At 68.1% G+C, this 24974-nt stretch carries 16 protein-coding genes and 10 pseudogenes; 23 read left to right on the top strand and 3 right to left on the bottom strand.

All coding sequences use genetic code 11. The features are described 5' to 3' along the window. The 7 genes and pseudogenes from ACHMWU_RS06150 to ACHMWU_RS06120 all read left to right on the top strand — a co-directional run bounded on the left by ACHMWU_RS06150 (position 1) and on the right by ACHMWU_RS06120 (position 6676). Positions 1–2031 carry an MDR family MFS transporter gene (locus tag ACHMWU_RS06150; RefSeq protein WP_396042123.1) on the top strand — a complete coding sequence of 677 codons (2031 nt, stop codon included), beginning with the start codon at positions 1–3 and terminating at the stop codon, positions 2029–2031. A gap of 145 nt (positions 2032–2176) precedes the next feature. After that, a pseudogene (gene groES, locus ACHMWU_RS06145) lies at positions 2177–2472 on the top strand (co-chaperone GroES). Between the two features lie 97 nt (positions 2473–2569). Next, positions 2570–4177: a chaperonin GroEL gene (gene groL, locus ACHMWU_RS06140; protein WP_396042122.1), complete on the top strand. Its 1608-nt coding sequence runs from the start codon at positions 2570–2572 to the stop codon at positions 4175–4177. Between the two features lie 88 nt (positions 4178–4265). Next, positions 4266–5114 (top strand): RNB domain-containing ribonuclease, encoded by an 849-nt coding sequence (locus tag ACHMWU_RS06135; RefSeq protein WP_396042980.1) that lies wholly within the window; start codon positions 4266–4268, stop codon positions 5112–5114. Beyond that, positions 5071–5493 (top strand): hypothetical protein, encoded by a 423-nt coding sequence (locus ACHMWU_RS06130; protein ID WP_396042121.1) that lies wholly within the window; start codon positions 5071–5073, stop codon positions 5491–5493. The genes ACHMWU_RS06135 and ACHMWU_RS06130 overlap by 44 nt, the downstream gene beginning before the upstream one ends. Then, positions 5480–5653: a hypothetical protein gene (locus tag ACHMWU_RS06125; RefSeq protein WP_396042120.1), complete on the top strand. Its 174-nt coding sequence runs from the start codon at positions 5480–5482 to the stop codon at positions 5651–5653. The genes ACHMWU_RS06130 and ACHMWU_RS06125 overlap by 14 nt, the downstream gene beginning before the upstream one ends. A 57-nt stretch (positions 5654–5710) precedes the next feature. Further along, positions 5711–6676 carry an ABC transporter substrate-binding protein gene (locus ACHMWU_RS06120; protein ID WP_396042119.1) on the top strand — a complete coding sequence of 322 codons (966 nt, stop codon included), beginning with the start codon at positions 5711–5713 and terminating at the stop codon, positions 6674–6676. Positions 6677–6792: 116 nt separating this feature from the next. On the opposite strand, the gene ACHMWU_RS06115 is transcribed toward ACHMWU_RS06120, so the two are convergent. Then, a complete protein-coding gene (locus ACHMWU_RS06115) occupies positions 6793–7395 on the bottom strand; it encodes a TetR/AcrR family transcriptional regulator (RefSeq protein ID WP_396042118.1) in 603 nt (200 codons plus the stop codon). Between the two features lie 197 nt (positions 7396–7592). On the opposite strand from ACHMWU_RS06115, the pseudogene guaB reads away from it, so the two are divergent. The 10 genes and pseudogenes from guaB to ACHMWU_RS06065 all read left to right on the top strand — a co-directional run bounded on the left by guaB (position 7593) and on the right by ACHMWU_RS06065 (position 15011). Then, a pseudogene (gene guaB / locus ACHMWU_RS06110) lies at positions 7593–9016 on the top strand (IMP dehydrogenase). Positions 9017–9025: 9 nt separating this feature from the next. After that, positions 9026–10021, top strand: coding sequence for an NYN domain-containing protein (locus ACHMWU_RS06105; RefSeq protein ID WP_396042117.1), 996 nt, complete (start codon positions 9026–9028; stop codon positions 10019–10021). Positions 10022–10133: 112 nt separating this feature from the next. Next, positions 10134–11239: pseudogene (locus ACHMWU_RS06100) on the top strand (GuaB3 family IMP dehydrogenase-related protein). Next, positions 11239–11715: a GNAT family N-acetyltransferase gene (locus tag ACHMWU_RS06095; protein WP_396042116.1), complete on the top strand. Its 477-nt coding sequence runs from the start codon at positions 11239–11241 to the stop codon at positions 11713–11715. The pseudogene ACHMWU_RS06100 and the gene ACHMWU_RS06095 overlap by 1 nt, the downstream one beginning before the upstream one ends. Beyond that, positions 11712–12467 carry a carbon-nitrogen hydrolase family protein gene (locus ACHMWU_RS06090; protein ID WP_396042115.1) on the top strand — a complete coding sequence of 252 codons (756 nt, stop codon included), beginning with the start codon at positions 11712–11714 and terminating at the stop codon, positions 12465–12467. Before ACHMWU_RS06095 ends, ACHMWU_RS06090 begins: the two co-directional genes overlap by 4 nt. Positions 12468–12542: 75 nt before the next feature. Further along, positions 12543–12845: pseudogene (locus ACHMWU_RS06085) on the top strand (cupredoxin domain-containing protein); the annotation flags it as partial. A gap of 151 nt (positions 12846–12996) precedes the next feature. Then, the gene (gene efeO, locus ACHMWU_RS06080; RefSeq protein WP_396042976.1) at positions 12997–13680 is read left to right on the top strand and encodes an iron uptake system protein EfeO; all 684 of its coding nucleotides are present in this window, start codon (positions 12997–12999) and stop codon (positions 13678–13680) included. 32 nt (positions 13681–13712) lie between these two features. Next, a pseudogene (locus ACHMWU_RS06075) lies at positions 13713–14030 on the top strand (Dyp-type peroxidase domain-containing protein); the annotation flags it as partial. Between the two features lies 1 nt (position 14031). Continuing rightward, a pseudogene (locus ACHMWU_RS06070) lies at positions 14032–14661 on the top strand (Dyp-type peroxidase); the annotation flags it as partial. A gap of 50 nt (positions 14662–14711) precedes the next feature. Continuing rightward, positions 14712–15011 (top strand): hypothetical protein, encoded by a 300-nt coding sequence (locus ACHMWU_RS06065; RefSeq protein WP_396042974.1) that lies wholly within the window; start codon positions 14712–14714, stop codon positions 15009–15011. On the opposite strand, the gene ACHMWU_RS06060 is transcribed toward ACHMWU_RS06065, so the two are convergent. After that, on the bottom strand, positions 14993–15787 hold the full coding sequence (locus ACHMWU_RS06060) for an FUSC family protein (protein ID WP_396042113.1): 795 nt from the start codon (positions 15785–15787) through the stop codon (positions 14993–14995). The two genes, ACHMWU_RS06065 and ACHMWU_RS06060, sit on opposite strands and share 19 nt — an antisense overlap. A 341-nt stretch (positions 15788–16128) precedes the next feature. Between ACHMWU_RS06060 and ACHMWU_RS06055 the strand changes: the two are divergent. The 5 genes and pseudogenes from ACHMWU_RS06055 to ACHMWU_RS06035 form a co-directional block, all read left to right on the top strand. Next, a pseudogene (locus ACHMWU_RS06055) lies at positions 16129–16650 on the top strand (aldehyde dehydrogenase family protein); the annotation flags it as partial. Positions 16651–16702: 52 nt separating this feature from the next. Further along, a pseudogene (locus ACHMWU_RS06050) lies at positions 16703–17666 on the top strand (aldehyde dehydrogenase family protein). Further along, positions 17659–19347 (top strand): annotated as a pseudogene (locus ACHMWU_RS06045) (GMC oxidoreductase). The pseudogenes ACHMWU_RS06050 and ACHMWU_RS06045 overlap by 8 nt, the downstream one beginning before the upstream one ends. A gap of 452 nt (positions 19348–19799) precedes the next feature. Further along, a pseudogene (gene guaA / locus ACHMWU_RS06040) lies at positions 19800–21303 on the top strand (glutamine-hydrolyzing GMP synthase). A 47-nt stretch (positions 21304–21350) separates the two neighbouring features. Beyond that, entirely contained in the window at positions 21351–21995 is a 645-nt protein-coding gene (locus ACHMWU_RS06035; protein WP_396042112.1) for a hypothetical protein, read from the top strand. Between the two features lie 52 nt (positions 21996–22047). Here ACHMWU_RS06035 and nhaA read toward each other — a convergent pair whose 3' ends face one another. Next, the gene (gene nhaA, locus ACHMWU_RS06030) at positions 22048–23361 is read right to left on the bottom strand and encodes a Na+/H+ antiporter NhaA (protein ID WP_396042111.1); all 1314 of its coding nucleotides are present in this window, start codon (positions 23359–23361) and stop codon (positions 22048–22050) included. Between the two features lie 289 nt (positions 23362–23650). Here nhaA and ACHMWU_RS06025 point away from each other — a divergent pair, with 289 nt between their 5' ends. Further along, positions 23651–24970 carry a gamma-glutamyltransferase gene (locus ACHMWU_RS06025; RefSeq protein ID WP_396042110.1) on the top strand — a complete coding sequence of 440 codons (1320 nt, stop codon included), beginning with the start codon at positions 23651–23653 and terminating at the stop codon, positions 24968–24970. The last annotated feature ends 4 nt before the right edge of the window (positions 24971–24974 follow it).

Here is a 24974-nt window from a genome sequence, read left to right as displayed (position 1 = left end):
GTGACGACTGCCACTGTCGAAGAGCTTCCGCCTGAGGCGCACATCCTGAACGGTCGAGCCCGTCAGATCGCCTTCATCACGATCGCGTTGGGGATGCTGCTGGCGGCGCTCGACTCCACGATCGTCTCGACCGCGCTGCCCACGATCGTCGGCGACCTGGGCGGGGGCAATCACGTCTCCTGGGTCGTGACGTCCTACCTGCTGGCGCAGACCGTCGTGACCGCCGTGATCGGCAAGTTCGGTGACCAGTTCGGCCGCAAGCTGGTCTTCCAGATCTCGGTGGCGACGTTCATCATCGGCTCGGCTCTCTGCGGGGCTGCGCAGGACATGGGCTGGCTGATCGGTTCGCGCGCGATCCAGGGACTCGGCGCAGGTGGACTGACGGTCACGGCCACCGCCTTGATCGCCGACATCATCCCGCTGCGCGACCGCGGACGCTACCAGGGGTCGTTGGGTGCCATCTTCGGCATCACGACGGTGCTGGGCCCGTTGCTCGGCGGATTTTTCACCGACAACCTGAGCTGGCGGTGGGCGTTCTACATCAACGTGCCCCTCGCGCTGCTCGTGATCGCGGTCGCGGGCCGCACCCTCCCGGGGGTGCGGGCGAAGGGGCAGCAGCAGATCGACTACCTGGGGATGCTGTTCATCACGATCGGCGCCTCATGCCTGGTGCTGGCCACGAGCTGGGGCGGCACGACGCACCCGTGGGGATCGCCGACCATCATCGGGCTGTTCGCGGGCGGAGCCGTGGGCCTCGTGGTGTTCGTCCTGGTCGAGCTGAAGGCGGTCGAGCCGATCCTGCCGATGCGGCTGTTCAAGCAGCGCGTGTTCTGGACGTGCTGTGCGCTGGCCTTCGTCGTGGGCTTCGCGATGATGGGCTCGATCACGTTCCTGCCGACGTTCCTGCAGTACGTCAACGGTGTCTCGGCAACCGCGTCCGGGCTGCGGCTGCTGCCGATGGTGCTGGGGCTGATGCTGACGGCGATCTCGTCGGGCAACATCGTCAGCCGGACCGGACGCTACAAGATCTTTCCGGTCATCGGTTCGCCGATCATCGCGGTGGGGCTGTTCCTGCTCAGTCGCCTCGACGAGAACAGCTCGGTGCTGCGCGAGTCGTTGTCGATGTTCGTCCTCGGTCTCGGCATCGGCCTGTCGATGCAGGTGCTGACGATCATCGTGCAGAACACCGTGGCCTACCGCGACCTCGGGGTCGCGACGTCGGGCGTGACGTTCTTCCGCACCCTCGGCGGCGCATTCGGCGCGGCCGTGTTCGGCTCGCTGTACTCCAACTTCTTGTCCGATCGCCTGCCCGCGGCCATCGCCTCGACCGGGGGAGCGGTCAGCCCGACCGATGCGGCGACGCCGTCGGCGCTGCACCGGCTCGGCGACGAGGTCATCGAGCCGGTCGTCCACGCCTACGCCGAGGCGATCGGGCACGTGTTCTTGTGGGCGGCACCCGTGGCCGTCCTCGGCTTCGCCCTGGCGCTGCTGATCCCGCAGGTGACGCTGCGCGGCAGCATCAAGCCCGAGGCTGCCGACCTCGGCGAAGGGTTCGGCATGCCCGAGGCCCGCAGCAACGAGGACCGCCTCGCCTCGCGCATCGCCCGGCTGGTCTACGCGAACGATCGCAATGCCGTGATCGAGATGCTGCACGATGCCGACCTGGGGATCGACGAGGGCCGTATCTGGGCGCTCGCGCAGACCTACGGCCGGGTTCGCGCGGGTCAGCCTGCCGACGTCCGGTCGATCGCGCACGCGCGGCGGGTGCCGTCGATCCTGTTGCGGCCGGCCTTCGACGAGCTGCTCGAACGGGGCTATCTCGGAGGCGCGGCCGAAGACCTGGAGGTCACCCCGCTCGGCGCCGAGACGATGCGGGCGCTCGGTGAGCACTTCCGACGGTGGATCATCGAACGTCTCGAAGATCTCGACGACGTCGACGCTCCCGTGGTCGATGCGGCGATCGAGCGGATCGCCCAGCGACTGCTGGTCGAGACCGCCGAGACCCAGACGACCCCCCTTCCGGCGGGGTGAGGGCTGGCACTCGCTTTGACCGAGTGCTAAGTTTCGTATTGGCACTCTCCTCGTGGGAGTGCTAACCCACCGGTGAGTTCGACCCCCGCGACGGCGTACTCACCAACACGTCCCAACGTTCACCGTTGAAAGGGGAGGTCGACACGTGTCGGTCACCATCAAGCCGCTCGAAGACCGTCTGGTCATCCAGGTCGTCGAAGCAGAGCAGACCACTGCGTCCGGACTCGTTATTCCGGACACCGCCAAGGAGAAGCCGCAGGAAGGCATCGTCATCTCGGTCGGCCCCGGGTCGCGTCGATGACAATGGCAACCGCGTCCCGCTGGACGTCGCCGAAGGCGACAAGGTCATCTTCAGCAAGTACGGCGGCACCGAGGTCAAGTACGCCGGCCAGGAGTACCTCATCCTGTCCCGCGCGCGACGTTCTCGCTGTCGTTTCGTGATCTGACGCCCCGGCGCCCCGCGAGGGCGCCGGGTCTCTCACGTTCTGAGACACACCAGTCTCGCCAGTCGCACCCATAATTTTTGAAAGAGGCTCAGATGCCCAAGATTCTCGAATTTGACGAGAACGCCCGCCGCTCACTCGAGCGTGGCGTCGACAAGCTCGCCAACACCGTCAAGGTCACCCTCGGCCCCAAGGGCCGTTACGTCGTCCTCGACAAGAAGTGGGGCGCCCCCACGATCACCAACGACGGCGTGACCGTCGCCCGCGACGTCGAGCTCGACGACCCGTTCGAGAACCTCGGCGCCCAGCTGGCCAAGGAAGTTGCCACCAAGACCAACGACGTCGCCGGTGACGGCACGACGACCGCGACCGTCCTGGCGCAGGCCATGGTCCACGAGGGTCTGCGTGCAGTGGCCGCAGGCGCCAACCCGGTCGGCCTGAAGAAGGGCATCGAGGCGGCCGTCAAGGCGGTCACCGAGAAGCTCCACGAGCAGGCTCGTGAAGTCGACGACATCAAGGACATGACCGATGTCGCGACCGTGTCGTCGCGTGACGCCCACATCGGCGAGCCCATCGCCGAGGCCTTCGACAAGGTCGGCAAGGACGGCGTCATCACCGTCGAAGAGTCCAACACGATGGGCACCGAGCTCGAGTTCACCGAGGGCATGCAGTTCGACAAGGGTTACCTGTCGCCCTACATGGTGACCGACACCGAGCGCATGGAGGTCGTCCTCGACGATCCCTACATCCTGGTCAACCAGGGCAAGATCTCGTCGGTCAGCGATCTGCTGCCCATCCTGGAGAAGGTCGTCCAGGCCGGCAAGACGCTGTTCATCATCGCCGAGGACATCGAGGGCGAAGCGCTCTCGACCCTCGTCGTCAACAAGATCAAGGGCACGTTCACGTCGGCCGCCGTCAAGGCGCCTGCGTTCGGCGACCGCCGCAAGGCCATGCTGCAGGACATCGCTACCCTCACGGGCGCCGAGGTCGTGACGCCCGACGTCGGTCTGAAGCTCGACACGATCGGCCTCGAGGCGCTCGGTACCGCGCGCCGCGTCGTCATCACCAAGGACGCCACCACGATCATCGAGGGTGGCGGCAACAAGGAAGACGTCGACGGTCGGGTCAGCCAGATCAAGGCCGAGATCGAGAACACCGACTCCGACTGGGACCGCGAGAAGCTGCAGGAGCGTCTGGCCAAGCTGGCCGGCGGCGTCTGCGTCATCCAGGTCGGCGCGGCCACCGAGGTCGAGCTGAAGGAGAAGAAGCACCGCATCGAGGACGCCGTCTCGGCAACTCGTGCAGCGATCGAAGAGGGCATCGTCGCCGGTGGCGGCTCGGCGCTCGTCCACGCGGTGTCGGTGCTCGACGACAACCTCGGTCTGACCGGCGACGAAGCTGTCGGCGTCCGGATCGTCCGCATCGGCGCCGACGCGCCGCTGGAGTGGATCGCCCGCAACGGCGGCGTCTCCGGCGAGGTCGTCGTCAACAAGGTGCGCGAGAGCGGCCAGGGCTACAACGCGGCCACCGACACCTACGGCGACCTGGTCGCCCAGGGCGTCCTCGACCCGGTCAAGGTCACGCGCTCCGCGCTGGCCAACGCCGCGTCGATCACCGCGATGCTGCTGACGACCGAGACGCTGGTCGTCGAGAAGCCGGCCGAAGAGGCCGGCGCCGACGCGCACGCAGGTCACAACCACTGATCTGTTGAATCAGGCACGACGCCCGCCCCGGTCTTCCGGGGCGGGCGTTGTACGTTCGAGAGCGTGAGCCTCCCACGACTTCGACGGCATCCGGGCCGAGCTCGGGCTCCCGCCGGCGGCAGACAGCGACCAGTTCCCGGCCGACGTTCTCGCAGAGGCGCAGAAGATCGCGTCGACCGGCCCTGGCGACGTCGAGGACGCGACGCAGCTGCCATTCGTCACGATCGACCCGGCCGGAGCGCGCGATCTCGACCAGGCGGTCTTCCTCGAGCGGGTGGGGGCCGGGTTCCGCGTGCACTACGCGATCGCCGACCTCGGCTCGGTGATACCGCCCGGAGGTGCCGTCGACGCCGAGGCGAGACGTCGCGGGCAGACGATCTACCTGCCCGACGGGCGTGTCCCGCTGCATCCGCCGGTGCTGTCCGAAGGGGCGCTGAGCCTGTTGCCTGACGAGGTCCGCGGTGCGGCGCTGTGGACGATCGACGTCGACGAGCACGGCGCAACAACCAGGGTCGACGTCAGGCGCGCGTTGGTCCGGTCGACGGCGCAGCTCGACTACGAGGGCGTCCAGGCTGGCTTCGATGCCGGCACGCCGCACCCGTCGATCGAGCCGCTGGCCGACCTCGGCCGGCTGCGCCGGGCCGTGCGCGTCGAGCTCGGCGCCGTCGAGCTGGCTCTGCCAGAGCAGGAGGTCGTGATGACCGACAGCGGCTGGCGGGTCCACATGCGTCAGCGCACCGACGTCGACGGGTGGAACGCCGAGATCTCGCTGCTGACCGGCATGGCGGCTGCTCAGCTCATGCTGGGGGGCCGAGATCGGTCTGCTGCGTACCTTGCCGCCGAGCGAGGACGGCGACCGTGCGGCCTTCCTGCGGACCGCCCAGGCCTTGGGTGTGCAGGTCGCCGACGGTGCCACTGCCTCGGAGGTCCTGGCTGATCTCGATCCCGAGCTGGCGACGTCGATCGCGCTGATGCGCGACGCCACCCGTCTGCTGCGCGGTGCGGCATACGAGTCGTTCGACGGGGCCGCGCCGCAGCAGCCCGTGCATGCCGGTGTGGGTGGGCCGTACGCGCACGTCACGGCGCCGTTGCGGCGTCTGGCCGACCGGTTCGGGACCGAGGTGTGCCTGGCCATCTGCGCAGGCCGCCCGGCCGCGGACTGGGCCAGAGAAGCGCTGCCGTCGTTGGGCGAGATCATGCAGGACTCCGACCGGCGCGCCTCTGCTGCCGACCGGGCATGCATCGACCAGGCCGAGGCATGGGAGCTCGCGGGGCGCGAAGGGGAGAAGCTTCGAGGCCGTCGTGGTCCGTGCTGACGCCAAGGAGGGCGAGATCATGCTGACGTCCCCGCCGATCGTGGCCAAGTGCCAGGGAGTGGACCTTCCGGAGGGGCGTGAGATCTCGGTCCGGCTGGTCGAGGTCGACAGCTCCGGTCGGCGGATCGTGTTCGCCTACGACGGGGTCGCGACGACCTGATTGATGCCTTAGGTTAGGCTCGCCTTATGAAGAAGCTGCCCTCCCGCCGCACTAGCGGTGGCTGCTCTCCTGATCACGAGTGCCTGCGGCTCGTCCGACTCCTCAGACGGCGCGAACGGGGGCGAAGCGGCCGCGTTCAGCTACACCGACGACCTCGGCACCAAGATCTCCCTCGACAAGGCTCCCGAACGTCTCCTGGTGCAGTCGTCGATGGCTGCTGCGCTGACCGATCTGGGTCTCGGCGACAAGATCGTCGGCACGTTCGGTCCGCTCAAGAACGCCGATGGCGAACCCGACTCGCAGGTCGCCGGCCTCGACATCACGAAGGCACCCGACGTCACCGGTGGTGGTGACTACGGCTCCCTCGACCTCGAGAAGGTGGCAACGCTCAAGCCCGATCTCGTCGTCACGAGCGCCTACCTCGACGACGACCTGTGGTACCTCAACGACGAGACCGCAGCCGACCTGTCCAAGCTCGCCCAGATCCTGGTCGTCAGCTTCGACGGAAAGACGCTGCCCGAGCTGCTGGACGGCACCGAGCGTGCTGCCAAGGCGCTGGGAGCCGACCTCGACAGTGACTCCGTCGTGGCCTCGCACGACGACTTCAGCGCAGCGGCCGACCGGGTCAAGCAGGTCTCCTCCGATCTCGGTGACCGGACGATCCTGGCAGGCTCGGCGGCCCAAGACCTGTTCTACGTGTCGAACCCGGCGGTGAGTCCTGACCTGTCGTACTGGAAGGACGAGCTGGGGCTGCCACTGACCGTGCCGGACAACCCCGACGAGGGCGGCTACTTCGAGTCGCTGAGCTGGGAGAAGGCCGACAAGTACCCGGCCGACATCTTCTTGTACGACGACCGCATCGGCGCAGCAGGCCTGGCGCTGCTGGGCAAGGAGAAGGTGTTCGCGACGCTCGCCGCGGCCAAGAGCAAGGCCTTCGTGCCGTGGACGTCGGTCGCCCCGCCGAGCTACCAGGCGTACGCCGACCTGATGAACCGTCTCGCCGACGACCTGGCCAAGTACTAGGTCCCACAAGCTGGGCTCGTCTCCTGCGCGGTCGTGGTGGCCGCAGGAGGCGAGCCCTTGTGCTGTGCAGGCCGGGTGCTGTGCAGGCCTTGTGTTGTGCAGGGGTGTTGCGTGGCTCAGGCTGTGCGGCGGGTCGCCAGACCGGCGATGAAGATGTCGAGCTTGCGGCCGTACAGCCCACGACCGGTCCAGACCTCGTCATTGTCGTAGGCGTCGATGACCGGAAGCTGCTCGCGGTCGGGGTGGGCTTCTTGCATCCGGCGCAGCCGGCCCATCTGGGTCGAGCAGTCAAGCGCCAGTGCGATCGGGAACTCGACCGCTGTTGCTGCATCTGCCGGGTCGAAGCCCTGCTGCTCGATCGCCGTGACCCACGCACCCATCAGGCCGAGGACCGACGGTGCGGGCCGCGGGGCCAGCTGGGTGGCCCGGTCGAGACCGGGGAAGGTGTCGCACGAACGCCAGATCGCTTCGCCGATCTCGCGCACGAGCCTTTCCCAGCCGAGGTCGGTGCCTGGCCAGTCGGTCGTCAGGTACGCCTTGTCGAGCGCGTGGATCAGAAGGTCGTCCCGATCGGCGACATACCGGTAGAGGCCTGAGTGCGCCACACCGAGCCGGCGGGCGACGGACGGCATGCTGAACTGATCTACACCGTCGTCGAGGGCCGCTTGTGCAATGACGTCGACGGTCAGCGCACGCGGGCGCCCTGGCTTGCGCTCCATAGGTATCAGCGTACTCCCGGCGCGCGAGCATATGGCGGTGAAATGGCAGATGAATTCGCTGACTGCCGGTGGACGTCTGAGCCGCTTCTGCCGAGAGTTACGATGGGGGCATGGAGCAGACGGGTATTCCTGACAAGTTCGCGCCCCTTGGCCTGACCTACGACGACGTGCTTCTGCTGCCGGGTGAGACTGATGTCATCCCGAGCAACGTCGACACGACAGCCCGTCTCACTCGCAAGCTGTCGTTGCGGGTCCCGCTGCTGTCGAGCGCGATGGACACCGTGACCGAGTCGCGCATGGCGATCGCGATGGCTCGTGAGGGCGGCATCGGCATCCTGCACCGCAACCTCTCGATCGAGGACCAGGCCTATCAGGTCGATCTGGTCAAGCGCACCCAGACCGGCATGATCCCCAACCCGGTCACGATCCACCCCAAGGCGACGCTCGAAGAGCTTGACGAGCTGTGCGGCGAGTACCGCGTCTCCGGCCTGCCGGTCGTCGACCAGGACAACAAGCTGCTGGGCATCATCACCAACCGTGACCTGAGGTTCGTGCCGGTCGCTGAGTGGGCCACGCGCACGGTCCACGAGATCATGACGCCGATGCCGCTGATCACCGGTCCGGTCGGCATCAGCCGCGAAGACGCGTCGGCGCTGCTGCGGGCGCACAAGCGCGAGCGCCTGCCCATCATCGATGACGAAGGCCATCTTGCCGGTCTCATCACGGTCAAGGACTTCGTCAAGTCCGAGCAGTACCCGTTGGCCAGCAAGGCTGAGGACGGCCGACTGCTCGTCGGCGCCGCGATCGGCTTCTTCGGCGACTCGTGGGAGCGTGCGAACGCGCTGCGCGAGGCCGGCGTCGACGTCATCGTCGTCGACACCGCCCACGGTCACGCCCGGTTGCTGCTCGACATGGTGCGCCGGCTCAAGGCCGACAAGGCATTCGACGGCGTCGAGATCATCGGCGGCAACATCGCGACCCGCGCCGGTGCGCAGGCCCTGATCGACGCAGGCGTCGACGCCGTCAAGGTCGGTGTCGGTCCCGGGTCGATCTGCACGACGCGCGTCGTCGCCGGTGTCGGCGTCCCGCAGATCACGGCGGTGTACGAGGCGTCGCTCGCCTGCGGACCGGCGGGTGTCCCCTTGATCGCCGACGGCGGTCTGCAGTACTCCGGCGACATCGCCAAGGCGCTGGTCGCGGGTGCCGACACCGTCATGGTCGGCTCGTTGCTGGCCGGTTGCGAGGAGAGCCCCGGCGAGCTGATCTTCGTGGCAGGCAAGCAGTTCAGAGTTACCGCGGCATGGGATCGCTGGGTGCCATGGCGTCGCGCGGCAAGAAGTCGTACTCCAAGGACCGCTACTTCCAGGCCGATGTCGTCAGCGACGACAAGATCGTGCCCGAAGGCATCGAGGGCCAGGTCGCCTACCGCGGCCCGCTGGCAGCCGTCGCCCACCAGCCGTCGGCGGTCTGCACCAGTCGATGTTCTACGTCGGCGCCCCCACGATTCCTGCAGCTGCAGCGCAACGGTCGGTTCGTCCGGATCACGTCGGCAGGGCTCAAGGAGAGCCACCCGCACGACATCCAGATGACGGCCGAGGCGCCCAACTACGCTTCGCGCTAACGTCGAGGCGTGAACAACAACCGCAACGTCGCTGTCTTCATCGACGCCGAGAACCTGTTCAAGGGGTACGGCAAGCCGAAATCCCTGACATCTCGATGGACGAGATCCTCGACCAGCCTCGAAGCAGCCGCCGCCCGCGAGGCGGGTGCCGGCACGATCGCGCTGGCCAGGGCCTTCGCCGACTGGGGCGCCCTGGGGCTCGAGGACTACCGCCGCGACGTCGAGCGTGCCGGCGTCGAGACAGTCCAGGTGTTCAGCGTCGGCAAGGCGGAGAAGAACGCCGCCGACATCGTCCTGGTCGTCGACGCCCTGCGCGCCGCTGCTGATCTCGACCAGCTCGAGGTGTTCATCCTGGTCTCGGCCGACGGCGACTTCGTCCCGCTGGTGCGACGCCTGCACGAGCCCGACAAGTACGTCATCGGTGCGACGTTGGCCGATCACCCGGTGAACTCGCTGCTGGAGCGCGAGGTCGACCAGTACGTTCCGCTCAAGGTCAAGCCCGTCCCGCCAGCGGCAGCCCTGCAGCCGATCTTCTCGGCCAGCCCCACGGCCGATCCGAAGGCGCTCAAGGCGAGCTCACCGAGGCGGACGCCCGACAAGGCGCCCGAGCGCTCGCAGGAGCCGAAGGCCGACCGGCCCGTCGCCAAGAGGGCCAAGGAGCCCGTCAAGGAGCGCGCGAAGGAACCTGCGAAGGAGGCCGCCAAGAAGGCGCCCAAGCTGACCTGGCACGAGATGGCCCGTGACATCGCGGTCGTGCACGACCAGCCAGCCAGCTCGCCGGCCGAGTACAAGGCGATCATCGAGAAGATCCTGCTCGACTCGAAGGTGCGCAGCTTCTGCGACAAGCTCGCGAACGCCGGTGGCACGTTGCCGATCCTCGCGATGGCGATCAAGGCTGCCGCACCCAAGATCAGTCCGTCGGACGCGCGCGTCAGCTCCGATGTCGCGGGCGCTGAGGTTCGCCCTGGCCGACACGCAGTACGCGCTGGCGCGGGAGAGCGATGACGTGCAGCCGGTGCTGGTGCGCCGCAACGCCGATCCGGTCGGCATGCTGACCGATCTGACGCTGGACGACATCCAGCGCGGCGTCCAGTAGCCAACCACTAGGCTAGAGACCATGGCAGACATCGAGATCGGCACAGCCAAGCGCGGTCGACGGGCATACTTCCTTCGACGACATCGCAATCGTCCCGAGCCGGCGTACGCGCGACCCCGAAGAGGTGTCGACAGCGTGGCAGATCGACGCCTACCGGTTCGACCTTCCGGTCATCGCCGCACCGATGGACTCGGTCATGAGCCCCGAGACTGCGATCGCGCTGGGCAAGCACGGTGGCCTCGGCGTCCTCGACCTCGAGGGCCTGTGGACGCGCTACGACAACCCCGAAGGCTGCTCGACGAGGTCGCCAGCATCGACGGACCCAGGCCACCAAGCGCCTCCAGGAGATCTACTCCGAGCCGATCAAGGCCGAGCTCATCACCGAGCGCCTCCAGCAGATGCGTGCGGCCTGTGTCACCGTGGCCGGCTCGCTGTCGCCGGCGCGCACCAAGGAGTTCGCCGACACCGTCGTAGCGGCCGGTGTCGACCTGTTCGTCATCCGGGGCACGACGGTCTCCGCCGAGCACGTCTCGGGCCAGACCGAGCCGCTCAACCTCAAGGAGTTCATCTACGAGCTCGACGTTCCCGTCATCGTGGGCGGCTGCGCCACCTACCAGGCGGCGCTGCACCTCATGCGGACTGGCGCTGCTGGTGTCCTGGTCGGCTTCGGCGGCGGCGCGGCGCACACGACTCGCTCGGTGCTGGGCATCTCGGTGCCGATGGCGTCGGCGGTCGCCGATGTCGCAGCGGCGCGGCGTGACTACCTCGACGAGTCGGGTGGACGCTACGTCCACGTCATCGCCGACGGCTCGATCGGCCGCAGCGGCGACATCGCCAAGGCCATCGCCTGCGGTGCCGACGCGGTCATGATTGGTTCGCCGTTCGCGCGAGCGTCCGAGGCACCCGGTCGCGGCTTCCACTGGGGAGCCGAGGCCTGGCACCCCGACCTGCCGCGCGGCGAACGCGTCGACATCGGCACGGTCGGAGACCTCGAGTCGGTGCTGTTCGGTCCCTCGTCGGTTCCCGACGGCACCATGAACCTGATCGGAGCGCTGCGTCGGGCCATGGCCACGACGGGCTACACCGACGTCAAGGAGTTCCAGCGGGTCGAGGTCGTCGTCGGCTGATGCGGCTCCAGCGGGTCGACTTCGACCATCCGGATGCGGTCGCGCTGCGTGACGCCATGGTGGCCGAGGTCGGCACGATCTACGGATCGCAGCGAGACTACGGCAGCAGCGATGGAGCCGAGGGCATCGACGCCGCCAGCGTGGTGCTGACCCTCCTGGGGCGAGTGGCTGAACGGCCGGTCGCGCACGCGCTGCTGCGCAGGCTCGGCGACGACCTCGAGATCAAGCGGATGTTCGTGCTGCCCGAGGCGCGCGGTCTCGGAGCTGCCGATGGGCCCGATGGCGGCGCTGGAGGCCGAGGCCCGACAGCCGGCGCGTCCAGGATCGTCCTGCACACGGGCGACCGTCGGCTCGCCGCCGTGCGCGCCTACCAGCGGCACGGCTACACGCCGATCCCGATCTATGAGCCGTACGTCGGCATGCCGGCCTCGCTGTGCTTCGAGAAGGTGTTGAACCCGGTCGGGCCGCAGCCGTGAGGATCGCCGTCGGGCAGTACCCGAGCATCGCCGGCGATGTCGTGGCCAACGTGGCCACGGCAGTCGAGGCCGTCACGGCGGCGTCAGCCGCTGCTGCGAGGGTGCTGGTGCTGCCCGAGCTGTTCCTGACCGGTTATGCGATGCCGCCGACGGTCATCGACGTCGACGATCCGCGCCTGCGACCGCTCGACGAGGCCGCGACCGTTGCGGGCCTGACCGTCATCGTCGGCGCCGCGACCCCGGGGGAGGGACTGCCGCAGCTCAGCCTGCTGACGGTCGGGGCAGGCGTCCGGCGGGTCTACGACGAGCTGCACCTGTGCGGCGAGGAACGCTCGCACTTCGTCGCCGGTGAGCAGCCCGTCGCGGTCGAGATCGATGGTTGGAGCCTCGGCCTGGCGATCTGCTACGACGGATGCTTCCCCGAGCATGCGCGGGTGCTCGCAGACGCGGGAGCCGACGTCTACGTCGCCGCGGTCGCGTACTTCGCGGGCAGCGAGCATCGTCGCGACCTGTACTACCGGTCGCGCGCTCTCGACAACGGCTTCTTCGTCGCCGTGAGCGGCCTGGTCGGCGAGTGCGGCGGGGCGCAGTTCAACGGCGGCAGCGCGGTGTACGACCCCGAGGGCAGGCCGCTGGCCGCGGTCGCTCCCGAGCAGGTCGGTGTCGTCGTGGTCGGCTCGACCGCGAGCAGATTGCCGCGACCCGAGCGGCTCACCCGATGCTCGCCCAACGACGTGACCTTGGACATGTAGTCACCAAATCAGGTATGCCTTAGCACGGTGAGGCTGCCCTTATTCCGGACAGCCTGATCCGAAGGAACACCCCCGATGAAGTCCTCTCTTGCCACGCTCGGCGTGCTGACGATGGCCGCGCTGAGCCTCGGCGCCTGCGCCTCCGACCCGTCCGAGTCCTCTGCGTCCGGCGACCTCACGGTTGCGGCGTCAGACTCCGAGTGCAAGGTCTCCGCCACCAAGCTCGACGCAGGCCCGTCGACGTTCAAGGTGACCAACAAGGGCTCGCGAGTCACCGAGTTCTACGTCTACGCCGAGGGCGACCGCATCCTGGGCGAGGTCGAGAACGTCGGCCCCGGCCTGACCCGCAACCTCGTCGTCGACCTGCCCAAGGGAACCTACGAGGGCGCCTGCAAGCCCGGCATGATCGGCGACGGCATCCGTCAGACGCTGACCGTCACCGGCGAGGCCGCCAAGTCGCTGTCAGACTCCGAAGAGCTGAGGCTGCCGCAGCGGCGACGCCCGCTACGTCGACTCGCAGTCCGATGCGCTGATCGTCAAGACCACCGAGTTCGTCGACGCGGTCAAGGCCGGCAAGGTCGACGAGGCCAAGGCACTGTTCCCGGTGGCTCGCACCTACTGGGAGCGCATCGAGCCCGTCGCCGAGAAGTTCGGCGATCTCGACCCGATCACCGACGGCCGTGAGCCCGACGCGATCGCCGAAGGTGTCGACTTCACCGGTTGGCACCGCATCGAGAAGCAGCTCTGGGTCGAGAACAACACCGAGGGCATGGACAAGTACGCCGATCAGCTGCTCGACAACGTCGAGAAGATCGTCGCGCTCGGCCAGGACGCACCGTTGACCGCGCTCGAGCTCGCACAGGGCTCGAAGGGTCTGCTCGACGAGGTCGCGACCGGCAAGATCACCGGTGAGGAAGACGAGTTCAGCCACACCGACCTGTGGGACTTCAAGGCCAACATCGAAGGCTCGCAGGCCGCGATCGCCTCGCTGCGTCCCGTCCTGGAGAAGCAGGATCCCGCCCTGGTCGCCAAGCTCGACACCGAGTTCGCGGCGCTCGACAAAGAGCTCAACCAGCACCAAGACCAGACCACGGGCGACTGGACGTTCTACGAGCAGCTGTCGAAGGACCAGATCAAGGCGCTCTCGGACGCTGTCGCGGCCCTGAGCGAGCCGATCAGCCAGGTCGCTGCCGTCGTCGCGAAGTCGGCCTGATCGAGCGTGCGCGCTCGGGTGACAATGGAGCTGTGAACACCGACAACAACGCGTCCGGGCCCGGTCTCTCCCGCAGGAAGCTGCTGGGGGCGGCCGGGCTCGGCGTCGTGGCCGCTGGAGCCGTCGGAGCCGGTGCCGGATATGCGGCCGCCGACAAGGCTCCGCCCCCCGTCGTCCCCGATCCCGATGCCCTGCCGGTGCCGTTCGAGGGCAAGCACCAGGCGGGCATCGTCACGCCCGCGCAGGACCGGCTGTACTTCGCGGCGTTCAACCTGACGACCGAGAGCCGCGGCGACCTGATCCTGCTGCTGCAGGACTGGACGGCCGCTGCCCGTCAGCTGACGCAAGGCAATGACGTCGGCCAGCTCGGTGCCGTGGGCGGTTCGCCCTACGCGCCGCCCCGAGGACACCGGCGAGGCACTCGGCCTGCCCGCGTCCGGTCTGACGATCACGATCGGCTTCGGCCGCGGCATGTTCGTCGACGACCAGGGCAAGCCTCGCTTCGGCCTCGACGGCAAGCTGCCAGAGCTGTTGAAAGAGCTCCCGTCGTTCAGCGGAGACCGGTTGGACCCGGCAATCAGCGGGGGAGACCTCGCGATCCAAGCCTGTGCCAACGACCCGCAGGTCGCCGTGCACGCGGTGCGCAACCTGGTGCGGATCGCCTTCGGCCGCGCCTCGGTCCAGTACTCGCAGATGGGCTTCGGCCGCACATCGTCCACCTCGTCGGCGCAGGTAACGGCACGCAACCTGTTCGGCTTCAAGGACGGCACGGCCAACATCAAGGTCGAGGAGAAGAAGGACGTCGAAGACTTCATCTGGGTGCACCCCGAGGACGGGCCCGACTGGCTCGTCGGCGGCTCCTACCTGGTGACGCGCAAGATCGACATGCGGATCGAGACCTGGGACCGCGAGTCGTTGGAGGGCCAGGAGAACATCATGGGCCGGGCGAAGGGCTCCGGCGGTCCGCTGTCGGGCGGCGACGAGTTCGACGAGATCGACTTCACCGCCAAGAATGACGCCGGTGGCCCGCGATCGCTGAGAAGTCCCACGTGCGCCTGGCTCATCCCGACTTCAACCAGGGTGCCAAGCTGCTGCGTCGCGGCTACAATTTCGTCGACGGCTCCAACGGCCTGGGCCAGCTGTCGGCCGGCCTGTTCTTCATCGCCTACCAGCGCGATCCGTTCAAGCAGTTCGTGCAGATCCAAAAATCGCTGGCGGGCCTCAACAACGACCTGCTCAACGAGTACATCGTCCACGTGGGCTCGGGGCTGTTCGCGTGCCCGCCCGGCGTCGGCGCCGAGGGCTACTGGGGTCAGGCGCTGTTCGAGTGACCTAGGACGTCTCGATCGGGCGGTCTGCGGATCAGCAGGGCCACGGCCAGCCCGATCGCGACTCCCAGGATCGTCTCGACGGCGCGCTGCGCAACGACCTCGCCGGTCGGCATCGGATGGGCGAGCTGGCCCATCAGCAGCGCCAGCGGGGTGATGAACACCAGGGCCATCGCGTAGTGGCGCATCACGATCAGCTCGGTCGCGACCTGGCACACGATGATCGCCAGAACGAGCATCGTCGGGCTGGGGTCGAGCAGCAGGAAGGCGCCGGCGATCGCGACTCCGGCGAGGGTGCCGACGATGCGGTGCATGCCGCGATGCGCCATGGCGAGCAGGTTCGGGGCGGTCAGCGGGACCACGGAGGCAACCATCCCCCAGTAGGGATGACCGATGTCGAGCGCGACCGCGATGCCGCCGGTCAGCAGCGGGGCCAGGAAGTGGCGGCTCGTGTGTCGCACCGTGGCCCGATCGGCCAGGTGCTCGCGCACCGTGCGGTGGCGGGTCCGAGTGGCTGTGCCTCGCGGCCCGATGTTGCTGACCACGATCGCGAAGGCGGCCGAGGCGGTGCTGAGGCCCGCTGCGAGTGCGACGGTGCTCCACGAGGCGTCCGGGGTCAACGTGCAGACGGCGAACGCGAACAGCGTGAACACGCCGCCCGGCGGCTTCCACTCGAGGAGGTCGGCGGCGAAGGCGGTGAGCATCGCCACGATCGACCCGCCCACGACGAGCCAGAGGGTCGGATCGGACGACATGGAGGCGGCAGTTCCGAGCGTCACCGACAAGATCGAGGGCCAGGCCGGCCTGGAGTAGCTGGATGTTGCCGTGGCGGCGCTCAGTCGCGCGGGCGTAGATCACGACGAGGGCGCCGAAGGCGCAAAAGGCGGCCCACTCGAGCCGGTCGAAGGCGATCAACGTCAGCAGCGGCGTCGCGACCGAGATGCCGGCGCGCGCGGCCGTCACCCGGTTGTGCACGCCCGGCCGGACCTCACGCAGATCGGTCAGAAAGCTGCGCATCACATGGTCGGGCACAGGGCCGATCTTATCGCGGATTGCTAAGTTGACCGTCGTTGGTTACCGGTCAGTAGCAATGTGACACTGGCAATGACATACTCAGGGAATGACAACGTACGACGCCCCCGCCGGCACGCTGACTCAGCTGATCAGGTCGACGTCGGGGGAGACCCGCACGACGTTCTCGCCGATGGACGGCGAGCCAGTCGCCGAGATCCCGGTGTCGAGCATCACCGACGTCGACGCAGCGTTCGCTGCCGCGCGAGTGGCGCAGCGCACCTGGGCGCAGACCTCGCTGCGCGAGCGCAAGCGCGCTCTGCTGCGGTTCCACGATCTCGTGCTGGAACATCAGGACCGGCTGCTCGACCTGATCCAGATCGAGTCGGGCAAGAGCCGCAAGCACGCCTTCGACGAAGTCGCCCACCTCGCCCTGACAGCCCGCTTCTACGCCCGGCGGCTGCGCAGCCAGGTCGCTCCGAAGCGGCGCAACGGTGCGCTGCCGACCCTGACCTCGGTCACGGTCAACCAGATCCCCAAGGGCGTCGTGGGCATCATCAGTCCCTGGAACTACCCGCTGACGATGGCGATCGCCGACGGGCTGCCTGCCGTCGCAGCCGGCAATGCCGTGGTGCTCAAGCCCGACAGCCAGAGCCCGCTGATCGCGCTCGCCGCTGTCGAGCTTGCTGCACCAGGCCGGTGTCCCGGCAGACGTCTGGCAGGTCGTCAGCGGTGCCGGATCTGTCGTCGGAACTGCGATCATCGAGCGCGCCGACTACGTGTGCTTCACCGGCTCGACCGCGACCGGCAAGATCATCGCCGGCCAGGCCGCAGCCGGCTCATCAGCTGCTCCCTCGCAGCTCGGCGGCAGAATCCCATGATCGTCCTGCCGAGCGCCGACATCGACCGGGCGGCCGAAGGCGCCGTCCAGGCCTGCTTCTCGTCGGCAGGGCAGCTGTGCGTGTCGATCGAACGGATCTACGTGCCACGCGAGCGGTTCGAGGAGTTCAAGGCCGCCTTCGTGTCCCGGGTCGCGCACCTCGCGCTCGGCGCCTCGCTCGACTGGGACGCCGAGATCGGCTCCCTCGTCTCGCAGGCGCAGCTCGACACCGTCACGGCCCACGTCGGCGATGCCACAGCCCACGGCGCGAGCGTCCTCGTCGGCGGCAAGCCCCGCCCCGACCTGGGGCCGTACTTCTTCGAGCCGACCGTCCTCGAAGGAGTCACGGCCGCAGCGCAGTGCTTCGCCGAGGAGACCTTCGGGCCGCTGGTGTCGCTGTACCCGTACTCCACGGTCGACGAGGCCGTCGGCTGGCCAACTCCGGCGAGTACGGCCTGAATGCGAGCATCTGGGGCAAGCCCCGCGAGGCCAAGGCCGTCGCGCCGCGCATCAAGGCCGGCACGGTCAACATCAACGAAGGCTTCGCCGCGACGTTCGGCAGCATCGACGCGCCCATGGGCGGCATGCGGCAGTCGGGCCTCGGACGTCGGCAGGGCGCTGAGGGCATCCTGCGCTACACCGAGGCGCAGTCCGTCGGCGTCCAACGGCTCGTGCCCATGTCTGGCCCGGCCTTCCTCGAGTCACAGAAGTTCGCTGCCCTGCTCACCACCGGTCTCAAGGTCCTGAGGAGGACTCCGCGTGCCTGAATTCGACTATGACGTCCTGATCATCGGCTCAGGCTTCGGCGGCAGCGTCTCGGCGCTGAGGCTGACCGAGAAGGGCTACAAGGTCGCCGTCCTCGAGGCCGGCAAGCGCTTCGAGGACAAGGACTTCGCGAAGAGCTCGTGGCGGCTGCGCAAGTTCTTGTGGATGCCGCAGATCGGGTGCTACGGCATCCAGCGCATCGACAAGCTCAAGGACGCGCTGATCCTGTCCGGCGCCGGAGTCGGCGGCGGATCGTTGGTCTACGCCAACACGCTGTACGAACCGCTCGACCCGTTCTACAAGGATCCGGCGTGGGGGCACATCACCGACTGGAAGTCCGAGCTGGCGCCTACTACGACCAGGCCAAGCGGATGCTGGGCGTGACGGTCTACCCGTACGTGTCGCCGGCTGACGAGGTCGTCAAGCGGGTCGCCGAACGCATGGGCGTCGGTGGCACGTTCCACCACACCCCGGTCGGGGTCTACTTCGGCCAGCCGGGGGAGTCCGTGTCAGATCCCTACTTCGGCGGGGTCGGTCCCGACCGCAACGCCTGCCTCAACTGCGGCGAGTGCATGACCGGCTGCCGGCACAACGCCAAGAACACCTTGGTCAAGAACTACCTCTACCTCGCCGAGTCGGCAGGCGCCGAGGTGCTCGCGCTGACCACCGCGACGGCCGTGCGTCCGCTGCCGGGTGGTGGCTACGAGATCGAGACCCGGCAGACCAACCGGCGACTGCGGCCACACCGCAAGCCACCGCCGAGCAGGTCATCTTCTCGGCCAGCACGATGGGCACCCAGAAGCTGCTGCACGCCATGAAGGACCGGGGCGCCTTGCCGGGCGTGTCCGACCGGCTGGGCGTGCTGACCCGGACGAACTCCGAGGCGCTGCTCGGCTCGATCGCCGACGAGAAGGATGTCGACTACAGCGAAGGCGTCGCGATCACCTCGTCCTTCCACCCCGACGAGTTCACCCATGTCGAGCCGACCCGGTACGGACGCGGTCCAATGCGATGTCGTTGCTGCAGACGGTCCTGACCGACGGCAGCACCAGCACCGCGCGCTGGCGGGTGTGGTTGCGCGAGATGTGGAAGCAGAAGCGCAACCTGTTCAAGCTGTACGACCTGCGGCACTGGTCCGAGCGCACCGTCATCGCGCTCGTCATGCAGACCCACGACAACTCGATCACGACCTACACCAAGCGGGGGATCACCGGACGGCGCAAGCTGACGTCGCGGCAGGGACACGGGCGCCCGAATCCGTCCTTCATCGAGCCGGGACACCGCGCGGTGCAGATGATGGCCGAAGAGATGGGTGGCACCCCCGGCGGAACGATCGGAGAACCGTTCAACGTGCCGTTGACCGCTCACTTCATGGGCGGCTGCGCGATCGGCGACTCCCCGCAGACAGGTGTCGTCGACCCGTACCAGCGGCTGTACGGGCACGAGGGGCTGCACGTCGCCGATGGGTCGACGATCACCGCGAATCTCGGCGTCAATCCGTCGTTGACGATCACCGCCCAGACCGAGCGAGCCATGTCGTACTGGCCCAACAAGGGTGAGGTCGACGTCCGGCCCCCGGTCGGCGAGGCTTACCGCAAGATCGATCCCGTGCTGCCGAAGTCGCCGATCGTCCCCGACGGCGCCCCGGCGGCGCTGCGCCTGCCCATCGTCGGCGTCAGCTAACCCCCGCTGACGAGGTACTTACCGCCCCTCGGCGAGGTGGTTCCTGCCCCTCGGCGAGGTGGTTCCTGCCCCTGATGACCCGACCATTGGCCGAGCGAAGCGAGACAAGTGCCCAGGCGAAGCCTGCCTGCGTTGACCCGACCATTGGTCGAGCGAAGCGAGACGAGTGCCCAGGCGAAGCCTGGCTGCGACGAAGTCGCAGGGCGCGGCGGAGCCGCGCGCACTGCACAGGACCCGACCAGGAGGGAGATCACGGGCCGGGTCCTGTTGTGCCACGAGGAGCAGCACATGATCTAACGGGAGGGAGTGTGTTAGATCCACTCTGTAAAACGACCGCGCACACGAGGGGTTACGACGTTCATGAAGATAATTTCGGACCGATAGAGTGGAGCCTGTGAGCTTCCGAACATGACCTTGTCCTTGTCGTCGACTTCGGGGCGCAGTACGCCCAGCTGATCGCCCGCCGCGTCCGGGAGGCTCGGGTCTACTCCGAGATCGTCCCGCACACGATGCCCGTCGCCGAGATGCTGGCCAAGAAGCCGGCCGCGATCATCCTGTCCGGCGGCCCGTCGTCGGTGTACGAAGAGGGCGCCCCGCGGCTCGACGCGGCACTGTTCGACGCGCAGACGCCCGTGTTCGGCATCTGCTACGGCTTCATGGCCATGGCGCAGGCGCTCGGCGGCACGGTCGCCCACACAGGGCAGCGCGAGTACGGACGCACCAATGTCAGCGTGCTCGAGCCGGGCACCTTGCTGGCCGGACTGCCGACGACCCTCAACTCGTGGATGTCCCACGGCGACGAGGTCGTTGCCGCGCCCGACGGCTTCCTGGTCAACGCCAACTCGCCGCGCGCCACGGTCGCCGCATTCGAAGACACCGATCGCCGTCTCGCCGGCGTCCAGTGGCACCCCGAGGTGCTGCACAGCGAGCACGGTCAGCGCATCCTCGAGACGTTCTTGATCGACATCGCGGGCTGCCGTCCGACCTGGACCAGCAGCAACATCGTCGACGAGCAGATCGGAGCTGATCCGCGAGCAGGTCGGCGACGCCCGGGTCATCTCGGCACTGTCTGGTGGCGTCGACTCGGCCGTCTCGACGGCTCTGGTGCAGCGCGCGATCGGTGACCAGCTGACCGCCGTGTTCGTCGATCACGGTCTGCTGCGTCAGGGCGAGGCCGAGCAGGTCGAGAAGGACTACGTCGAAGCCACGGGTGTCGACCTCAAGGTCGTCGACGCGAAGGATCAGTTCCTGGGCTTCCTGGCCGGGGTCACCGACCCCGAGGAGAAGCGCAAGATCATCGGCCGCGAGTTCATCCGCGTCTTCGAGGCAGCCGAGCGTGAGGTCCTCGCGACCCCCGGCGCTCCGGTCAAGTTCCTCGTCCAAGGAACGCTCTACCCCGACGTCGTCGAGTCCGGTGGCGGTGCGGGCACCTCCAACATCAAGAGCCATCACAATGTCGGTGGGCTGCCCGAAGACCTCGAGTTCAGCCTGATCGAGCCGCTGCGCACCCTGTTCAAGGACGAAGTGCGTGACGTCGGACGGCAGCTCGGCATCCCCGAGGCGATCGTGGGTCGTCACCCGTTCCCCGGCCCGGGTCTGGCGATCCGTATCGTCGGCGCCGTCGACGAGCACCGGCTCACGATCCTGCGCGCGGCAGACGCGATCGTCCGTGAGGAGACCAGCGCTGCTGGCCTTGACGGCGAGATCTGGCAGTTCCCGGTCGTCCTGCTGGCCGACGTGCGCTCGGTCGGTGTCCAGGGCGACGGACGTACCTACGGGCATCCCATCGTGCTGCGTCCGGTCTCGAGCGAGGACGCTATGACGGCCGACTGGAGCCGTCTGCCGTACGAGGTGCTCGAGCGCATCTCGACCCGCATCACCAACGAGGTCGACGACGTCAACCGGGTCGTCCTCGACATCACGAGCAAGCCGCCGGGAACGATCGAGTGGGAGTAGTCGACGGTGCTTGTTAGGGTCGAGGAAGTCGATCGGGAGGCAACACCTTGAGCCAGTCCGCTGTCACGCGGCGTATTTACGCGGTGGCCGCTGTCGTCGTGCTGCTGGTTGCCGGGGCGTTCGCGCTGCGGCAGCTGGGTGGCGACGACGACCAGGCGACCCCGCTCACGACGCAGTCGTCCGATGCGCCGGCGACGACGACACCTCCGCCGACCCCGACTCCTGAGGCGACGACGACCACGCCGACTCCTCAGAAGACGACCGGCCCCTGTGAAGGTCCCGACACCCAGTTCAACGTCGAGGGCGTCAAGCAGGACAGCCTGCTGCCCGACTGCGGTACTGCGCCGGTCACCCAGGCCGAGGAGAAGAAAGCCGGGCTGGGCCTGGCCTGCGGTGGCTCGTATCCCGTGATCCTCTACAAGACGACCACGACCGACGCCAAGACGTCGATCTGCGGGCGTGACGCCTCAGGTGTTGACTTCCGTTTCGTCACGAAGGCCTCGGGCGGCGACACCGTCGACGCCAAGGGGTCTTATGATCCCGACCTCGACGCCTTCGTGGCCGAGAGCAGCGGTGTCAGCTATGCCGTGCAGGCCTATGACGGCACGCTGCTCGTGACCAAGGACGGCAGCACGAAGAAGCAGAAGTCGTCCGACTGGATCTCGCTCGACAACGAGTCCGACTACGACTGAGCCGCACTGAGCGCGGCGACAAGTACCTCCTCACGGGGCGGTAACTACCTCTTCAGGGTTGGTGGTGGTAGACGTCGGGGATGCCGTCGCCGTCGTCATCGCGCTGCTCGATCGCCGCGATGCGAGCGTAGTGCCGGTTGCGTGAGCGCAGCACGATCGACGCCGCCACCGCAGCGGTCAGCGAGCCGACCAGCACGCCGACCTTGACGTGCTCGTCGGCGGCGCTGCCCTGACCGTAGGCGAGCTCGCCGACGAGCAGCGAGACCGTGAAGCCGATCCCGGCGAGCATCGACAAGCCGAGCACGTCGATCCAGGCCAGGTCGTCGTCGAGGCTGGCCCGGGTGAACCGGGCGACGACCCAGGTCGTGGCGAAGACCCCGACCGTCTTGCCGACGACAAGACCCAGGACGATGCCGATCGTGATCGGGTCGCCCAACGCCGAACGGAGCCCGTCCAGACCGCTGATCGCGACTCCCGCGGAGAAGAAGGCGAACACCGGGACGGCGACACCGGCCGAGATCGGTCGGAAGACGTGCTCGAACCGTTCAGCCGGACCTGGTCCAGACTCGCCGTCCCGTGCGAGTACCGGGACCGCGAAGCCCATCAGGACTCCCGCGACCGTCGCGTGGATCCCCGAGGCATGCACCATGGCCCACACCGTGACGGCCAGCGGCAGCAGGATCCACCACGCACGTACCCGCCGTTGGACGCAGAACGTGAAGGCTGCGAGCGGGACCAGCGCCGCGAGCAGCCACAGGATCTCCAGGTCGCTGGTGTAGAAGATCGCGATGACGACGATCGCCAGCAGGTCGTCGACGATCGCAAGCGTCAACAAGAACGTGCGCAGCGCGGTCGGCAGATGGGTGCTGATGACGGCGAGCACGGCAAGGGCGAACGCGATGTCGGTCGCGGTCGGGATGGCCCAACCGCGCAGCGAGCCGCCGAGGTTGACCAGGACGAAGACAGCCGCGGGCACGATCATCCCGCCGACCGCAGCGAGGATCGGGATCGCAGCCCGTCGCGGGTCGCGCAGATCGCCTGCGACGAACTCGCGCTTGAGCTCGAGGCCTGCGACGAAGAAGAAGATCGCGAGCAGGCCGTCGGCCGCCCAGGTGCCGATCGACAGGTCGAGGTGCAGCGCGGACGGTCCGATCACGGTGTCGCGCAGCTCGGCGTAGCCGTCACCGAGGTTGGCAGCGATCAGCGCCGCCACCGCGGCGATGATCAGCAGGGTGCCACCGATCGTCTCCTTGCGGAGGATGTCGGCGATGCGCGAGGCCTCGGGCCACGAGCCTCGGCTCAGCAGGCGGGGGCTTGTCGGCGGGCGGGGTGGCAGGCACAGGGCTCCTTGGGGGTCGTTGAACACATGCCGACCAGACTTCCCGGCGCACCTGTGGCAATTCTAGCGGTGAAAACCTGAGCGAAGGGTAATCTTCCGAGATGCCGGACATCGCGATCGCTGCCCCCAACGAGGCCTCCGCCGACGCCGGCGAGCAGATCGCCAGGGCCGGAGGCAATGCGATCGACTCGGCCCTTGCTGCAGCGCTCGTGACGATGGTCAACGAGGTCGGCATCGTCTCGCCAGCTCAGGTGGATTCATCACGGTCCAGCCGCCCGACGGCAGTGCACCCGAGACGGTCGACGGCTGGATGGACATGCCGGGGCGCAAAGAGGCGCTTGGCGGTGGCACGTGGGACATCGACACCGAGTACGGCGGCGGAGTGACTGTCACGATCGGTCCGGGCTCGGTCGCGACGCACGGGTCGATCGCCGCGTTCGAGGAAGCGCACCGTCGGTGGGGCAGCATCCCGTGGCGCGAGCTCGTGTCGCCGGCGATCGACGTCGCGCGCCGTGGATTCCGGCTTAGCTCGGCGTCGCGCTACTACCTGGAGTACGTCCACGAGTCGATCTTCGGCTGGGACGACGAGAGCCGTGCGGCGGTGCACGACGCTGACGGCCGCCTCGAGACGGGGCTGATCGTGCTGCCCGATCTCGCCGCCTCCCTCGAGCTGATCGCCGCTGACGGTGCCGCTGCGCTGCACACCGGCGTGCTGGCCCGTCTGATCAGCGCCGACGTGATCAGGCGTGGAGGGATCCTGGGGCCCGACGACCTGGCCTCCTACCGCCCGGTCGTCCGCCCGTCCTTGCTCAGCACGGTCGGCGAGTGGACGTTCGGCACCAATCCGCCGCCGTCGGTCGGTGGGGTGTGCGTCGCAGCGATGCTCCGACTGCTCGACGGCCGACCCCGCGGAGCCTGGTCGGCCGATGACGTCGACCACCTGATCCGCGTCCAGCGGGCCGTGCTGGGGCACCGGCTCGAGATCCTCGACCACACCGACGACCTGGTCAGGGACGCCGCGGCATTCCTCGACCTCATCGACCGTGACCATCTGGCAGTGCTCGAGTCCGGGTCGACCGCGCACGTGTCGGCGACCGACAGTGACGGCGGGGCGTGCTCGGTCACGGTGTCCTCGGGCTACAGCTCGGGGATGATCGCCGAGGGCACCGGCATCTGGCTCAACAACTGCCTCGGCGAGCAGGAGCTCAACCCTCGCGGACTGCACGGACTGACCCCGGGCACCCGTCTGCTGTCGAACATGGCACCAACCGTGGGACATCACGTCGACGGATCCGCGCTGGCCATCGGGTCGCCCGGTGCCGACCGGATCACGACAGCCATCGTGCAAGCACTGGCCGGGCTGGTCAACGGGGGTCTTGACCTGCAGCAGGCCATCAACCATCCGCGCGTCCACGTGCACCGGGCCGGTCGCCGCGGCGAGGTCATCAAGACCGAGACCGATCTGACCATGTACTACGGGGGAGTGGCCGCAGCGCTGCGCCGTGCCCCTTCGACAGGCTCGAGGGACGGGGCGGCCGGCTCAGAGGGCGAGATGGTTGCGGCGGCCGATCCGCGCCGCGACGGTGCGGTGCGTCTCGTGCGTGGTCCGACCGACGAGGGGCCGCATACGGTTTGATGGA

This window comes from Aeromicrobium sp. UC242_57 (assembly GCF_044452305.1).
Taxonomy (GTDB): Bacteria; Actinomycetota; Actinomycetes; order Propionibacteriales; family Nocardioidaceae; genus Aeromicrobium.
The sequence above is the reverse complement of the archived record's forward strand: the minus strand, read 5'-3'. Positions and strand labels throughout refer to the sequence as shown.